Annotated in this window: 10 protein-coding genes; 1 reads left to right on the forward strand and 9 read right to left on the reverse strand. The window is 74.7% G+C overall.

Annotated elements, in window-relative coordinates; genetic code table 11:
- Window positions 1-66 precede the first annotated feature (66 nt).
- Window positions 67-486 (reverse strand): ASCH domain-containing protein, encoded by a 420-nt coding sequence (locus ACWEN6_RS35980; RefSeq protein ID WP_452576472.1) that lies wholly within the window; start codon window positions 484-486, stop codon window positions 67-69.
- Between the two features lie 98 nt (window positions 487-584).
- Window positions 585-1,211 carry a TetR/AcrR family transcriptional regulator gene (locus tag ACWEN6_RS35985; protein WP_452576473.1) on the reverse strand — a complete coding sequence of 209 codons (627 nt, stop codon included), beginning with the start codon at window positions 1,209-1,211 and terminating at the stop codon, window positions 585-587.
- A 109-nt stretch (window positions 1,212-1,320) separates the two neighbouring features.
- Here ACWEN6_RS35985 and ACWEN6_RS35990 point away from each other — a divergent pair, with 109 nt between their 5' ends.
- Window positions 1,321-2,343 carry a hypothetical protein gene (locus ACWEN6_RS35990; protein ID WP_452576474.1) on the forward strand — a complete coding sequence of 341 codons (1,023 nt, stop codon included), beginning with the start codon at window positions 1,321-1,323 and terminating at the stop codon, window positions 2,341-2,343.
- A 57-nt stretch (window positions 2,344-2,400) separates the two neighbouring features.
- Here the strand turns inward: ACWEN6_RS35990 and ACWEN6_RS35995 are convergent, their stop codons facing one another.
- The 7 genes from ACWEN6_RS35995 to ACWEN6_RS36025 form a co-directional block, all read right to left on the reverse strand.
- Complete coding sequence (locus ACWEN6_RS35995; RefSeq protein WP_452576475.1) at window positions 2,401-3,825, reverse strand: RsmB/NOP family class I SAM-dependent RNA methyltransferase; 1,425 nt, start codon at window positions 3,823-3,825, stop codon at window positions 2,401-2,403.
- The gene (gene fmt, locus ACWEN6_RS36000; protein ID WP_452576476.1) at window positions 3,825-4,775 is read right to left on the reverse strand and encodes a methionyl-tRNA formyltransferase; all 951 of its coding nucleotides are present in this window, start codon (window positions 4,773-4,775) and stop codon (window positions 3,825-3,827) included. The genes ACWEN6_RS35995 and fmt overlap by 1 nt, the downstream gene beginning before the upstream one ends.
- 3 nt (window positions 4,776-4,778) lie before the next feature.
- Window positions 4,779-5,327 carry a peptide deformylase gene (gene def / locus ACWEN6_RS36005; protein ID WP_452576477.1) on the reverse strand — a complete coding sequence of 183 codons (549 nt, stop codon included), beginning with the start codon at window positions 5,325-5,327 and terminating at the stop codon, window positions 4,779-4,781.
- A 126-nt stretch (window positions 5,328-5,453) separates the two neighbouring features.
- On the reverse strand, window positions 5,454-6,815 hold the full coding sequence (locus tag ACWEN6_RS36010; protein WP_452576478.1) for a hypothetical protein: 1,362 nt from the start codon (window positions 6,813-6,815) through the stop codon (window positions 5,454-5,456).
- A 63-nt stretch (window positions 6,816-6,878) separates the two neighbouring features.
- Window positions 6,879-8,612, reverse strand: coding sequence for a hypothetical protein (locus ACWEN6_RS36015; protein ID WP_452576479.1), 1,734 nt, complete (start codon window positions 8,610-8,612; stop codon window positions 6,879-6,881).
- A 50-nt stretch (window positions 8,613-8,662) separates the two neighbouring features.
- Window positions 8,663-11,356, reverse strand: coding sequence for a primosomal protein N' family DNA-binding protein (locus ACWEN6_RS36020; RefSeq protein ID WP_452576480.1), 2,694 nt, complete (start codon window positions 11,354-11,356; stop codon window positions 8,663-8,665).
- A gap of 116 nt (window positions 11,357-11,472) precedes the next feature.
- Window positions 11,473-11,752, reverse strand: a 280-nt coding sequence (locus ACWEN6_RS36025; RefSeq protein WP_452576481.1) for a methionine adenosyltransferase domain-containing protein, incomplete at its 5' end; no start/stop codon positions are given.

The following is an 11,752-nucleotide window of genomic DNA, read 5'->3' on the forward strand; positions in this document are numbered from 1 at the left end:
GACGCAACGTACATACGGAAACACGAAATGTAGCGCCGGTGAATGCCGGCCGGGGGACGAACGCCATCAGCAGGCGCTACCACCGCGCCTTGGACGGGCCCCTGGGCCGGTCAGGGGCTGGGTGAGGTGGAAGGAGAGGCAGACGACCGGGGTGTCGTCCTGGACGGGGGTGCCGGCGCGCGACCAGTAGCGGCGGTGGCCGGCGCGCCAGTCGTCGAGGGAGGCGTCCCCCTCTCCCTCGACGGCGGCGTGCTCCCAGGTCACCTCGATGAAGGGCCTCACCTCCACGCCGGTGATCTCCACCGTGGCGACGGGCGCGCCGTCGTCGTCCAGCACGGCCAGACGCTCGCCGGGATACTCCAGCCCTTCGGTCTCGGCGGCGTATTCGGCGAGCAGACCGGTCGTCGCGGTCTTCACGCCACTCACGACGAGGCCGTTCAGCCAGGCCCGCATCTCGCCCGGGGTGCCCAGTTCGAGGGAACGCATCCCGTTGACCCGTGGCCACATCGCCTCATCACCTCCTCAATGCCTCGACCGGTCGGTCGATGGTCGATCCTCTCCGGGAGTCCACGGGGGGCCGCGGCTCAGGTGACCGCGTCCAGTGCCGGCGCGAGTGGCATCAGCGCGATCCGCATCAGGGCTGGCAGGGACCCCGACGGGACCAGCAGGCCGCTGGCCGGCGCGGGCACGGCCGTCGATCGCAGCCAGCGCTGGAGCGCGACCTTGGCGGCCGCGCCGACGCCGGCGGAGAGCACCTGGGCGGTCAGCGGGTCCACGCCTCGGCAGCGTTGGGCGATCGCCTCGGCGAGCGGCCCCTCCATCGTGGTGACGGTGTCGGCGTAGCAGGCGCGCAGGGCGGGACTGGTAGTGATCATCAGCAGCGCGTCCCGCGCATCGTCGCCCGGGTCGGTGTACTCCCCGACGACGGCGTCGATGACGGCGTCGGCGAGGCCGACGTCGGCGGGACGGGCGGCCACGGCCGCCGCCACCCGTGACGCGCGCTCCGCGGTGACCGCGGCGACGATCGCCTGCTCACGGCTTGCGAAGTAGTTGTTGTAGGTCCTGGGCGACACGCCCGCGGCCTCGGCGATGTCGTCGACGCGGACGTTGTCGGGCCCGTGTTCCAGCGCGAGGCGCAACGCCGCCGTTCGGAGCGCCTGTCTGGTGGCCTCCTTCTTCCGTTCACGCAGGCCCGGCCGATTCGTCGTCACGTCCCTCATCCTAACACACCTTGCGCACACGCAAAAATGCGTACGCGCAAGAATCTGGTAGCGTCGCCTCTCGTCCGCTCCACAGACATCCGAGAAAGGACCGACACACATGCGCGCAAGGGGCATGACCTACGACACCGGGTTCATCCGCGATGGCGTCAACTCGGTGGAAGGCTTCGACCCGGAGCTGGTCCGGCGAGAGCTGACCATCATCCGCGACGACCTGCACTGCAATGCCGTCCAGATCATCGGCGGCGACCCGGGGCGCCTGGAGCTCGCCGCCCGCTGTGCCGCCGGCCTCGGCCTTGAGGTCTGGTTCTCGCCGTACCCGCTGGACCTGACGACCGACGAGATCCTCACGCTGTTCCTCGACTGCGCCGGCCGGGCCGAGCGGCTGCGCGCGGCGGGAGCCGAGGTCGTGTTCGTCACCGGCGTCGAACTGAGCCTCATGAACCGGGGATTCGCCGACGGCGACCGCCTCGAGGAACGACTCGCCCGCCTGCTGGACCACCCGGACGGCCGGGCGGAACGCCTCGCCGAGGTCCGGACCCGTATCGGCGACTTTCTCACCACCGCCGTGGCAGCGGTCCGCGAGCGCTTCCACGGAAAGGTCACCTACGCCGCCATCCCGTTCGAGGGCGTCGACTGGGACCTGTTCGACTTCGTGACCTACGAGCTCATCCGATCCGCGGAGGTCGCCGACCGGTTCCGAAGCGGCGTGCGCGACCTCGTCGCACAACCCAAACCCGTCGCCGTCACCGGTTTCGGCACCGCGACCTGGCGCGGTGCGGGCGACGTCGCGCCACGCAGCATGGAGATCCTGCGGATCGACGAAGCCACCGGCGCGATGCGGCTGGACGGGCGGTACGAGCGCGACGAGGCCGGCCAGGCGGCCTACCTCGGCGAACTGCTCGAGATCTTCGACGGCGAGGGCGTCGACAGCGCCTTCGTCCACCTCTTCGCGCTCCGCAACCTGCCCCACCGCCCCGACGGAGACCCCCGCGACGACCTCGACCTCGCCAGCCTCGGGATCGTCAAGGTCCTCGACGGCCGCAACGGCGACACCTACCCCGACATGCCCTGGGAGCCCAAAGCCGCCTTCGCCGCGATCGCCGAACGCTACTCCGGCTGACCCAGGGCGGCGAAGCACCGACCCCTCTTGTGCCCACCGGGCCGGCGGGCGCCGGGGTCAGGTGCGGCGGATGAGGGACAGGAACATGGCGTCGGTGCCGTGGCGGTGGGGCCAGAACTGGGCGTAGGGGCCCTCGCCCAGGTGGTCGACCTCGCGGAGGTAGGAGGGGGCGTCCAGCAGCTCGGCGTCACCCCGCCTCTTGACCACGTCGCCGACCACGACGCGGGTCTCGGCGAGGTGCGGCGAGCACGTCACGTACGCCACGACCCCACCGGGGCGGACGGCGTCCAAGGCCGAGCCGAGCAGGCGCCGCTGGATCGCGCCGAGCTCCTGGACGCTGTCGGAGGAGCGCCGCCAGCGGGCCTCGGGGCGCCGGCGCAGCGCGCCGAGGCCGGTGCAGGGGGCGTCGACCAGCACCCGGTCGAAGGCGCCGTCCCGCCAGGCGGGCCGGGTGCCGTCGGCGGTGATGACCCCGGCCCTGCGCGTGGCCCGCCACACCAGCCGGGCGCGGTGGAAGCGCTGGTCGGCGGCGAGCAGGTGGCGGTCGTTCTGCACGGCGAGCGCGTCGAGCAGCCCGGCCTTGCCGCCCGGGCCTGCGCACATGTCCAGCCAGAAGCGGTCGGAGCCCTCGACGGGCACCCGGGTCAGGGCGAGCGCGACGAGCTGGCTGGCCTCGTCCTGGACGGCCGCACGGCCCTGCGCGACGGCCTCCAGGGACGCCGGGTCCCCCTCGGGGAGGTAGGCCGCGTACGGCGAGTAGCGGGCCGCGACCGCGCCGTCCTCGGCCAGCTCACCCACGGTGCTGCGGCCCGGCCAGGCGACGAGCGTCACCGCGGGGCGCTCGTTGTCGGCGGCCAGCAGGTCGGCGGTCTCCTCGAAGCCGCCGCCGACCGCGTCGCGCAGCGCCGAGACGATCCACCGCGGGTGGCTGTAGGCGACGGCCAGGTGGCCCACGGCGTCCTCGCCGGGGTCGGGGGCGACGATGGGCAGCCACTGGTCGAAGTCGCGGGTGGCGACCTTGCGGAGAATGGCGTTGGCGAACTTCGAGGCGCCGGTGCCCACACGCAGCCGCACCAGGTCGACCGTCGCGCTGACGGCGGCGTGCGGGGGCACCCGCGTCTTGAGGAGCTGGTGGACCCCGAGACGGATGGCGTCCAGCAGCGGCGGGTCGATGTCCTCCGGCGGGCGGTCGCTGCACGCGGCGACGATCTCGTCGTAGGTGCCGAGGCCGCGCAGGGTGCCGTAGGCCAGCTCGGTCGCCAGGGCGGCGTCACGGCCGGACAGGCCTCGCTCGCGCAGCAGGGTGGGCATCAGCAGGTTGGCGTAGGCGTCGCGCTCGTCGACGGCCCGCAGCAGGTCGTAGGCGACGTTGCGGGCCTCGTCGCGCACCGGCTTCGGCCTCCTGCCGCCCGGGCCGGGCCTCCTGCCACCCGCGCCGGGCCGTCCGCCGCCCGTGCGGCCCGCGCCGCTGGGAGAGCCCATCAGGCGAGCCGGTCGTCGGCGCCGGGGCGCACGCCGCGCGCCCACTCACCGGCGGTCATCAGGCGCTTGCCCTGGGGCTGGACCTCGCCGAGCCGCACGGGCTGGGTGGCGGTGCCGACCAGGACGGTGTCCTTGGCGACGGCGATCTGCCCCGGTGCGAGCGCGCCCTCGGCGGGCACGAGGGCCGAGGGGCCGGGGACGGGCGCGACCGGGCCGAGCTTGAGCCGCGCGCCCCGGAACTCGGTCCAGGCGCCGGGGTTCGGGGTGCACGCGCGCACCAGCCGGTCGACGCGCATCGCGGGCGCCGTCCAGTCGACCCGCGCGTCCGCCACCTCCAGCTTGGGCGCGTAGCTGACGCCCTCGGCGGGCTGCGGGCGGGCTTCCAGGGTGCCGTCCTCCACGCCGTCGAGCGTCGCCGCCAGCAGGCCCGCGCCCGACTCCGACAGGCGGGCCAGCAGCTCGCCGCTGGTGTCGTCGGGCCGGATCTCCTCGGTCACCACCCCGTACACCGGGCCGGCGTCGAGCGCCTTGACGATCTGGAACGTCGCCGCGCCGGTGATCGGGTCGCCGTGGAGCACGGCGTGCTGCACCGGGGCGGCGCCGCGCCAGGCCGGCAGCAGCGAGAAGTGCAGGTTGATCCAGCCGTGCCGGGGGATGTCCAGCGCCGACTGGGGCAGCAGCGCACCGTAGGCCACGACCGGGCAGCAGTCGGGGTCGATGGCCTTGAGCCGGGCCAGGAACTCGGGGTCGCCCGCCTTGGCCGGACGCAGCACCTCGATGCCGGCGGACTCGGCCAGCTCGGCGACGGGACTGGGGTGGACCTTGCGGCCCCGCCCGGACTGGGCGTCCGGGCGGGTCACCACGGCCACCACCTGGTGCCTGGGCGAGTCGAGCAGCGCCCGCAGCGGGGCCAGGGCGGTCTCGGGGGTTCCGGCGAAGACGAGGCGCACTTGCTAGAGAGCCTTCCCTTGAGTGGCGTGCGGCGAGAACTTGACGGCCGGGGCGGCCAGCCCGCTCCACTCGGCCTCGCGGATCGCCTTCATCGCCAGTTTGCGCTGCTTGGGATCCATGCGGTCGATGAACAGCACGCCGTCGAGGTGGTCGGTCTCGTGCTGCACGCAGCGGGCCATCAGGTCGGTGCCCTCGATGGTGACCGGCTCGCCGTGCATGTCGAAGCCCTTGGCGACGGCCCGGATGGCGCGCGGCGTCGGGAAGGTGAGGCCGGGGAAGGACAGGCAGCCCTCCTCACCCTCCTCGTCCTTGTCCTCCGACAGGTCGAGGGTGGGGTTGACCAGGTGGCCGAGGGTGTCGTCCACGTAGTAGGTGAACACCCGCAGGCCGACCCCGATCTGCGGCGCGGCCAGGCCGGCGCCGGGGGCGTCCATCATCGTGTCGGTGAGGTCTTTGACGAGCTTGCGGAGCTCCTTGTCGAAGTCCTTGACCGGCTCCGCGGGGGTGCGCAGCACCGGGTCGCCGAACAGGCGGATCGACTGTATGGCCACGGAAGACTCCGTTCACGTCACGAATTGAAGGTCCCACTAGTTTATGTGGCTCACCGCGAACGCCGCGTCCGCGATCATGCGCCGGGCGGCCGCCCACGTGACACGACGGAGCGGCCGCGGGGCGGGTCAGCGGGAGCGGGCCTTCATGGCGGCCTTGCGGGCCGCCTTGGCGACGGTGGCGTCGGGATGGTGGGCGCCGAGCAGTTCGAGCACGGCGATGGAGTCGGGGTGGCCGCTGTGGCTGATCTCGTCGACCAGGCGCAGCAGTTCCTCCCCCGCCTCCAGAGCCTCGAACTCGCCCATGGCCTCCTGGGCGTCGGGGATGTGCAGCAGCGTGGCCAGGGTGTCGACGGCGAGCCAGGTGCCGTCGTCCTCGTTGAGGACCGGCGCGGCCAGGTCGCGTACCCCGAGCCAGACGGCGGCGTGGCGCCACATCGCCGGCTCGGCCAGCGCCTCGCGGACGGCGGGCTCGGCCTCCGGGCCGATCTCCTCCAGGACCGTGCCGATCACCCCGCGCTGCCCCGGCGTGCCGGACGCCGCCACCTTGATCAGCTCGCGCGCGGCGTCCTCGGGGACGCGGCGCTCGACCCAAAGGGTGGGGGCGCTGGAAGGCGCCTCGCCCGACAGCATCGCCTCGACCAGCTCGGCCGCGCTGAGCTCGGCGTAGGAGGCGACCTCGGCCAGCAGCGGCGCGTCGTGCCCCTCGCGCAGCAGGTCCTGCCGAACGGCCCACACCCCGAGGGGGGTGAGCCGGACGCGGTCGGCCGCGCGCTCGAACAGCCCGCAGTAGGCCAGCAGGTCCAGGGCGGCGTCCAGCTCGGCCGGCAACCGCTCACGCAGCCGCCGCATCTCGGCCGCGCGAGCCTCGCAGCCGATCTCGTGGGCCTGCAGCATGCCCTCGACCAGGGCGGTGTAGGTGATGCCGTCGCTGGTGGCGTAGATGGTGGCCAGCATCTCGGTGAGGTGCTCGTCGGCCACGGCCGAGCCGGTCAGCCCCTCGTCGGTGCGGTCGAGGACGTCCATGACGACCCCGTCCCAGAACTCCATCAGGTCGGCGGGCAGCCCCGGCCCGGGGGACGCGCCGGCCTGGGTGATGCGCAGCAGGCCGGTGTTGACCGCGACGACCCACACCAGGCGCAGCCGCTCGTCGTCCGCCCCGAGCCACGCGGCGGCCTCCCGCGCGTCGGCGGGCGTCAGGAACCCCTCGGCGGTGACCGGTCTCGCGCCCGTCCAGCCGGCCAGCCGCAGGGCGTCCCGCACCAGCGGCACCGTCAGCACCGCCTCGGCGAGCTCGTCAGCGGGCGCGAGCTCGACCGGTGGGAAGCTCAGCACCTCGCTCTCGCACTCACCGCAATCGCATTCGTCGTTCTCCCCCGCCATCTCGGCGAGCAGCGCCTCCCGCTCCTCGCCTGACACGCTCCCCAGCTCGTCGATGAGGCTGCGCAGCTCTCCAAGATCGAAGATCCCGCCGTTACCGCTGTTGGCCATTCAGGCAACTTACTCCACACCAGCCACACGCGATGACCGACTGCGGACCTTGGCCTGGCCCGCTCAGTGAATGCCGCGCGAACGCGCCTTGAACGCCGCCTTGCGGGCGGCCTTGGCGATCTCGCGGTCGGGCAGGTGGCGGCCGAGCAGGTCCAGGACCTCGGCGACGTCGGGGTGGTCCACCTGCCACATCTCCTCGATGACGTGGGCGGGCGGCGCCGCCGTGGCCAGGGTGCCCGCGAACCGCTCATGATCGTCCTCGGTGGCCGGCATGGCCACGGCGAGCATGTCGACGCTCACCCACAGCGCCTCCTCGGGCGTCAGCGCGGGCGCCTCGAGGCCGCGCGCGGACAGCCAGTGGACGGCGTGCGGGCGGAGCTCGGCGTCGGAGAGGAACGGCCGCACGGCGTCGGCCGCCTCCGGGCCGAGCCGGTCGATGATCGTGACGGCGACGCCGCGCCGCGCCGCGTCCTGCGCCTGGACGGCGCCGAGCAGCTCGGCCGCCGCTTCCGGAGGGGACCGGCGGGCCAGCCACGAGCCGATGTCGCGCTCGGCCTGCTCGGCGGGCACCCCGCCCAGCAGGCCGTCGACCAGGCCGGCCGCGTCGCCCTCGGCGGGGTCGGGCGTGACGGGCGCCGGCATGCCCATGCGGACGAAGGTCTCGCGCATCCCCCACAGGCCGTGCGGAGTGAGCCGGACGGCGTCGCGCACGCGCTCGATGGTGCCGCAGTAGGCCAGGACCTCCAGCGCGGCGCCCAGCCCGTCCTGGTCGTCCGGGTCGTCGCCGCCGGGCCGGGCGCCCGTCCACGCCTCCTCCAGGTGCTCGCGCAGTTCCGCGAGGGCCATGGGCTCCTGCAGGCGGTACAGCATGTCGTGGACGGCGTACAGCTCCTGGTCCAGCTCGGCCGAGCCGGTGATGTCGGCCGTTCCGTCGGTGACGAACGCCACCGTGCCGGCCCACAGGTCCAGCACCTCGCGGTCGTCGCGCTCGGGGAGCGGCCGGAAGCCGGGGGCGACCGTCAGGGCCGCGCCGGAGACCTCCACCAGCCCGAGGGACAGCGCCAGCCGCCACGCGGTCTCGGGAGCGGCGACGCCGAGCTCTCTGGTGACGCGCGCGGCGTCCCGGACGCGCAGGGCGCCCCGGACGGTCGGCGTGCGGCCGGCGTCGCGCATCCAGGCCACCACGTGGTGGGCGTCCCGCAGCAGCCCGGCCTCGCGGACCGCCCCGGCGACCTGCTGCGGCGGCGCCAGCCGCACGGCCGGCAGCGGGGAGCACCCGGGGCACTCGCACCCGTCGTCCGCGGTGACGCCGCGCAGCCGGTGGAGGGGCAGGCCGAGCAGGTCGTCGCCGGAGCCGGCGGGGCCGGGAGCGTCCAGGGCGGTCGGATCGGGCTCGTCGGCGCCCATCGCCCCGAAGATGCTCTTGGCCATGCCGAACTTGGAGGTGTCGGCGAGCGCGGCGGGCATCTCCGGCGCGATCTCGTCGATCTTGGCGCGCATGCGGGCCGCCATCTTGGTGCCGATCTCCCCGCTTTCCAGCAGGAAGTCGACCAGCGTGCGCGCCGCCGCCACCGTCTCGGCGGCGCTCTCGGGCGGTGCGATGACCTTGCGGGGGTAGATGTCCAGCAGCAGTTGCTCGAACGTGCCGGGCGTGAAGTCGGCGAGCTCGCTCACGTCCAGATAGTCACTGGCGTAGTCGCACAGGAGGCGGACCTCGTCGGCGTCCACCACGACGTCCTTCGAGCGCCCCCACGCCCGGATCTCCTCGATGGCCCCGTTCACCCATTCGATCGACACAGGGAGAAACTAACGGCTTACTTTCAGCCCCGCGAATCGGCGGCCTACGGTCAGATGAGATCGATCGGATCCATACACACCCGGACCAGGTCGGGAGCCTTACGGGCGGACCTCACGCCCGCCGCCCCCTTGAGCGCCCGTGCCAGCGCCGGGCCCGCCGCGCGCGGCACCCTTACCATCAGCCGCTCCTGCGGCTCCTCGGGCCCCGAGCGGGCCCCCTCGACCGGGACGGGGCCGAGCACCTGCGCCTCGCCGGGCAGCCGTAGGTCGCCCGCCATCTCCCTGAGCCCGGCCGCCGTGCCGGTCAGCGTGGCCATGCGCACCGCCGGCGGGAACCCGAGGACCGCCCGTTCCGCCAGCTCGCGCTCGGCGTGCGTCACCGGGTCCCATCGGATGAGCGCCTGCGCGGCCGGGACGGAGGAGTCGGCGAGCACCACCAGCTCGGCGGCCGGGCGCAGCAGCGCCGCGGCGTTCATCCAGCGCCGCAGCGCCTCCTCGGCCGCGCGCAGGTCGGGACGACCGAGCAGCGCCCAGCCGTCCAGCAGGACGCCCGCCGCGTACCCGCCCTCGGCGACCGGCTCGGCGCCGGGCGTGGCGACGACCAGCGCCGGGGCCGGGCCGACGTCCGACAGCACGCCGTCGCGCCCGGAGGTCTTCACCGGGACCGACGGGAAGGCGCGGCCGAGCTCCTCGGCCGTGCGCCGGGCGCCGACCACGACGGCGCGCATGCGGTTGCTCCCGCACGCCTGGCAGCGCCACATGCCGGCGATGCGCCCGCACCACCGGCAGTACGGCGCCGCGTGCCCTCCCCGCAGCGCCAGCGGCCCCCCGCACATCACCGCCGCCACATCGCGTCCACGCGGCTCCCCCGACCGGTCCGTCCCGGTATCGGCCGCCATCCCGGCATGAGCGGGCGTCCCGGCGTTCCCCGGCACGCCCGCGTTCATCGGCACGCCCGCGTTCCCCGGCATGCCCGCGTCCATCGGTCTCCCGGTGTTCACCGGTCTGCCTGGGGTGCGGGGGAATGCCGGGTCGGACGTGCCCGGCATGCCGGGAATCGCGGAAACGCCGGAGTCCTCCGGTCTGCGGGGGCTTCCCGGCCTTTCCGGCCGATCCGGGGTGAGCGGAGGGGTCACGGTCGCCACAGGCTGGTGGCAGCGGGCCTGGGCGCGGCAGGACTGGCACGCGAGCGCGGGCAGGTAGCCGCGGCGGGGCACCTGGACCAGCACGGGCCCGGTCGCCAAGCCCTGCTTGAGCGCCGCCCACGCCGAACTCGGCAGGCGCGCCGCCCGGGCGGCCTCGTCCCTGGCCACCTCGGCGTCGTCGCCGGCCGGACGCACCCGGGGGGCGTGCCGGCGCAGCGTCTCGCGCGGCGCGGCGATCGGGCGGGCCCATCCGCCGGCGATCAACCGGGTCGCCTCCGCCGTCCGGGCGTAACCGGCGATCAGCATCGCGGCGCCGGTCTGGTGGGCGCGCAGCGCCAGGACCTCGCGCGCGTGGGGGTAGGGGGCCAGCCGCTCGGCGTGCAGGTCGTCCCCGTCGTCCCAGATCGCCACCAGGCCGAGGTCGTGGACCGGGGCGAACGCCGCCGCCCGCGTCCCCACGGCCACCCGCACTCCGCCCCGCAGCACGCGCAGCCACCGGCGGTACCGCTCGGCGGGACCGAGGCCGGCGGTCAGCGCCACGTGGGCGCCCTGTCCGAGGACGCGGGTCAGCGCGGCGTCGAGCAGGGCCACGTCCTTGCCGTCGGGCACCACGACCAGGGAGCCCCGTCCCGCCCGGGAGGCGGCCAGCACGGCCAGGGCGACGCCCTCGGCCCACCGGGGCCCGTGCGCGGCTCCCGGAAGAACGCTCCACACCGCCCGCGGCGCCCGGCCCTCCGCCACCGCCGCGAGGAAGGAGGCCCCCAGCGGGTACTCCGCCCACTCCCCCGGCTCCGCCGAGATCGACCGCGCCCCCTGCGCCTTCAGCGTTTCCTGCGCTTCCTGCGCCGGCCCGTCCACCACGGGCCCCGCCGCGGCGCCCTGCCCCGCCCGCGCCTGCCGGCTCGGCCCAGGAGCGTCCGCGGGCCCACCGGTGCCCACGGCCTGCGCCCCCCCGCTCGGAGACACCGGCCGGATCGCCCCAGGAGCATCCGCCGGTCCACCAGCGCTCCCCGCCGGCGAACCCGGCCCCTCACTCGGGGACGTCGGGGAGACGGGCCGCGCCGCCTCTCGCTTGGCCTCCTCGGCCTCTACTTTGGCGTGTCGCGGGGGGACGGCCAGCCGCAGGACGTCGGACATGGTGCCGGCGTACCGGTCCGCCACAGACCGGCACAGGGCCGCGATCTGCGGGGTGAGCACCGCCTCGGAGGAGACGACCCGTTCGAGGGCCGCGAGCTTGCCCTCGTGCTCGCTGGCCTCCGCCCGCTCGAGCAGGAACCCGTCGACGAGCTTGCCCGCGAAGCGCACCCTGACCCGGCAGCCCGGCACCGCCGCCTCGGCCATCGTCTCGGGAACCACGTAGTCGAAGGGCCGGTCGAGGTGGGGCAGCGGCACGTCCACGGCCACCCGCGCGATCGGAAGCTCGCCCGCGGGCGCCACCGTCCCCTTGGCCACGCCCGTGCCCGCGCCCTTGCCCGGCGTCGTCTCGCCCCAGAGTCCGTCGGGCTCGGCGTCCCGCGCCGCGCCCGGCCGTGCCGGGTCACCGGCGGCGCCGGGCGGCGGCGCTCCGATGGCTTCCCCGGCGGGGCTGGTCGCGGTCACGGTTAGGTCCTACCAGAAGGCGCCCACCAGGCCGAACCGGCCCGCGCGAGCGTGCACGCCTGCCGGCGGTCATGCGAAAGCCGCGGCCCGGCGGTGCGGGCCGCGGCGGGCGCGGGTCAGAGGCCGGCGGCCTGGCGGAGCTGGTCGGCCCGGTCGGTGCGCTCCCAGGAGAAGTTGGGCTCCTCGCGGCCGAAGTGACCGTAGGCCGCGGTCTGGGAGTAGATCGGCCGCAGCAGGTCCAGATCACGGATGATCGCCGCCGGACGCAGGTCGAACACCTGGAGGATGGCGTCCTGGATCCTGGCGACCTCGATCTTCTCGGTACCGAAGGTCTCCACGAACACCCCCACCGGCTGCGCCTTGCCGATCGCGTAGGCCACCTGCACCTCGGCCCGA

This window comes from Sphaerisporangium sp. NPDC004334, assembly GCF_053602655.1.